We start from the raw sequence: 4027 nt of genomic DNA, 5'->3' as shown, positions 1-4027 counted from the left end.
GACGGGACAGGACAAGACAGCGGACGGTGTGGACAGGACAGATCATTCCATAGTGGGCTGGTCGTAGATCCTATCGACCAAGTCTTCGACCTTGGTTTGCTCGTCTTCATTGACCCGAGGCCGAAAGTCAACTGTCCCTTCGTTGTGCCAGAAGTAAGTCTTAAGAGACTCACATTCTTCGATCATTGCGATGAGAACACTTGACCAAGAATACTGGGTCCTTAAGTTCAAAGACCGCTTCTGAGATCGAGTCCTGGAACGCCACTTCAGCCAATCAAGTAGCGCCATGACGGCCGCATTGAACTCAAGGATTTCAACCTGCTGCCGCATGGCAGCAAAATCCTTAGGCAACTCCGCGCCCATGGCGTAGTTCGCTAGTTCCTCTAAGGATTTCACGGCTTGCCCTTGTACATTGCCTCAACCACCTTAAGAATTAACCTAATTTCATCACGCACGGGATCGGCAGTACCAGTAGCAACCTTGAACTGGCGCTCGTAGAACCAAGCCCTCTTTTCCAATTGATACCGACTCCCCTCGAATCCTCTTAGCCTGTCGAGTGCATGCGTTCCTTCGTGCACCACGTCCGAAAGGAACGTCTGAGAGCCTTCGCGAATATAGACCCGACGACCGTTATTGAAGGCTCCGGGCAGACCGTCCTTCCCCTTCCGAAGCTCGTAGTAGGCTCTAGCAAAAAGTCGATCACTGAGAACATTGAAGTCGATAAGTCCATTCTCGATTGCATCGGCAATTCTATTTGCTTGCATAGTATGACCGCGGAGCTCGCCAACGATAGTAGCCCTTGTCATGCGGCTTGGGCGTAGGCCAGAGCCTCCAACTCTTATCGAATGAAGGTTGACGTCCAAAAGTCGAGGGCTGGTCTCAGGGAGAAGCTCCCGAGCGCCAGACCGCAAACCATTTGCTGCCGCTTCTGCCACATCGTCGAAGTTAAGACTGGAGCGGGTGACTTTGACAGCTTTGCCCGCGGCACCAGTCAGTACTAGATCGCCAAGCGCACCACCAATCGTCCGGCCGCGCTCCAGCGGACCGGCCATCTGAAAATCAACGATCCGATCGGCAGTCACCTCGATCGGGTGAGTCACGAGATGCCAGAGGCCTTTTGCCGTCTGGATCGGATGACGAACGACTTGGTAGATCGTTTCACCAAGGGCCACCGGAGACCGAGCAGCGCCCTGGATCGTCCCGTTGATGTATTGGCCGTGGGTCGATTCGTTGAAAGCACGTTCCCGCGCCTTGAGCGGAGCCATGCACTCGTCGAAAGCTTCGCCGACTTTAGTCCCACACGGGCCGAGGCCGAGGTTGAAGAGTCCCAACGGATCCCCGTAGTTCACCGGCGAGTTCATGGCAAAGGCATAAGCCGAGGGCCCATCGACATATCCGACGGGATCCTTTGTGATGAACCTCCCCAACTCCGGATCCAGCATCCGATTCCGGACGTAAAACAGCCCCGTTTCGCTATCGAGCGGCAGGCCTTGGAACCCGAAGACGTTGCCGACAGCCGACGCCTCCACTTCGCCGTTGGACGGAGCTTCGAAGATCGACTGATTCGTCGACTGGGCGCTCACCCCAAAGCTGAACGGACCGGCCGGATTCGCCGTCAGACCTGCCAGGTCGAGGGCCCCCTCGCCGACGGCGAGGACATGGCTGCCGGCATCAAGTGCGGACTCGAGCTCGACGCTGTAGCCTGTGCCGTCGACGGTCCAGCTGGTGACGGCACCGTTGATGGTGAGCTGTGCTTCGGCGGAGGACTCCGTGACGGGCTCACTGAAGTCGACGACGAGCTTCTTGTCGATCAGGCACACGGCCTGGATCGACGGCGGTGTTACGTCAGTGATGACGCTGGTGCCAGCCGGGGTCCAGGTCAGCGTTTCGTCGACGCCGTCGGTGGCGACGTGGTCGAAGAAGTCGCGAAGCGACGCGGCGGCCAGCGTGAAGCGGAGCTGGTCGTTGGGGTTGATCAGATCGTTCGTCGAGAGCACGATCCGCTGCTTGGCATTCGGACCCGACTGCACCGGACGGGATGCCGCGAGCGTGAGCGACTCGCCTTCGGTCAAGTTCTCGAGCGTGATTCCGGTGTTTAGCTGATCGTTGAAAACATCGTCCCGGACGGGTTCGGTGAGCTCGAGGATGAGGTCACCGTCTTCCAGGCGCAGCTGCTGGATCGCCGGCGGCTCCGTGTCGTGCCAGATCGTACGTTCGCCGTACGGGGAGTAGGCGTAGCGTTCGACCACCGAGCCGGTGTCGTTGAGCAGCGCGGCGACGTTGCCGATGCTGTCGTAGACCGGGTAGTAGGTCTCGAGGCCTGCGTTCGGGAGCTTCTGCTCGAGCTTCACGATGCCGTCGAGACCGAGGCCAAAGGTGCGGCGACTTCGGAGGATGTCCTCATCTCCGTCGACGACTTCGTATTCTTCGATCGCTCGCCAGCCGTCCCAGACCGTGCGGTATGTCGTGGTGCCGACGGTCTTGGTCAGGCGGCGGTTGTGGATGTCGTAGGTGTAGCTCGCGAGCTCGCTGTCGTCGGCCGCGCTGAGGACCTTGATCAGACGGTCGTTCGCGTCATAGCGGTATTTGTGGTCGCCCTTCTGGATGAGACGGCCTGCGTCGTCCCAAAGCAGGACATCGTCGGCGTAGGCCATCGGACGATTGCGGCTATCGGGCGGTAGGTCGGTCGTGAGTGCGCTGCAACGACCCGTGGTGCGGATCTGGGTGAGGTTCTCGGCCGTGTCGTAGGTGTAGCCGTAGCTCGACGAGGTCGACGTCCGGCCGGAAGCAGGACCGGCGGCCGGGGTTTCTCCGGTGAAGTAGTGCTGGGTGGCCTCGGTGAGGCGACCGGCGCGATCGAGCGTCCACCGCCAGCCGAGACCGCCGAGGTCGGTCCGGATCGACTGGGTCCGCAGGCCTCGACTGTCGACTTTGAGATCTTCGCGCAAGCGGAGGTCGGAGCCGACGTTTGTCGTCAGCGCCTTCAGGCGTCCCGCACCGTCGTAGAGCCGAGACATCGACGTCGGCCCGACCTGATGGCTGAGCGGCAGGTCGCCGAGCCAGCCGAAGGTGCCGATCGTGGAGCCGGTCAGCGCCTGGAGCTGGTTGCGGGCGTTGAAGGTCTGGCCCACCGTGATTTCGGACGGGTAGCCGATCTGCGTCGGATTGCCGCTGGCGTCGTGCGAGTAGGTGACGGCGTAGCCGGCGGTCTCGTCTTTGATCAAGCGACCGATCGAGTCGTAGGTGAGCTCGGTGGAGACGTTTCCGCGACTCGCGGTCACCCGGCGAAGACCGTCGGCGTAGGCGTAGCTTTCAGTCGTCGGCGGCAGGGTGCCGCCGCTGGCTTCGATCGTCCGACTCAGCACGCGGCTGGTCGCGTCAAAGGTCTGGGTGATCTTCGTGCCGTCGGGCTGCTCGACGAGCGTCGCGTTGCCTAGCGCGTCGAAGGTGAGCTCTTCCGAGGTCGTGTCGGGGTAGACCGTCTCGTTGAGGCGACCGCGCCCGTCGTAGCTGTACGTCGTCTGCTGACCCTTCGCGTCTCGGTAGACCACGGTGCGGGCGTCGGCGCCGTCGGTGTAGTTCCACTGGATCTCGAGACCTTCCGGACGCGTTTGCTTCACCCGTCGACCGAGCACGTCGTAGGCATAGGCCGTCGGGGGGAACCCGCCCGGGAGCTCTTCTTGGGAGACACGACCTTGGGCGTCGTAGGTGCGAGTCGTCGTCTCGCCGAGCTTGTTGGTGATCGACGTCGCCAGGCCGCGGGCGTCGTAACCGAACGCCGTTTCGAACGACGTGGGATTACCCGCTGAGGGTTGGTGCTGGCGCACGACCGAGGTCATACGACCATTGTCGCCGAAATTGAACGTTTCCACATAATTCCCGGCGAGATCTTGCACCATTCGTTCGGTCAGACGCTTCGCGCGGTCGTAGGTATGGGTCGTGCTGAAGCCGCGGGGATCGGTGATGGTGGCGATCTGGTCGCCGGCGTTGTAAGTGAATGTGGTCGTGAGGTCGCTAGGGCTCTCGG

1 protein-coding gene is annotated in these 4027 nt (G+C 61.2%); it reads right to left on the bottom strand.

What is annotated here, in order from left to right; genetic code table 11:
• Positions 1-392: 392 nt before the first annotated feature.
• On the bottom strand, positions 393-4027 hold a 3635-nt coding region (locus tag AAGI46_16135; GenBank protein MEM1013738.1), incomplete at its 5' end, for an RHS repeat-associated core domain-containing protein.

The sequence above is a fragment of the Planctomycetota bacterium genome (assembly GCA_038746835.1).
Lineage (GTDB): Bacteria > Planctomycetota > Phycisphaerae > Tepidisphaerales > Tepidisphaeraceae > JBCDKH01.
Note: the sequence above shows the minus strand (reverse complement) of the source record. Positions and strands in the feature narration are given on the sequence as shown.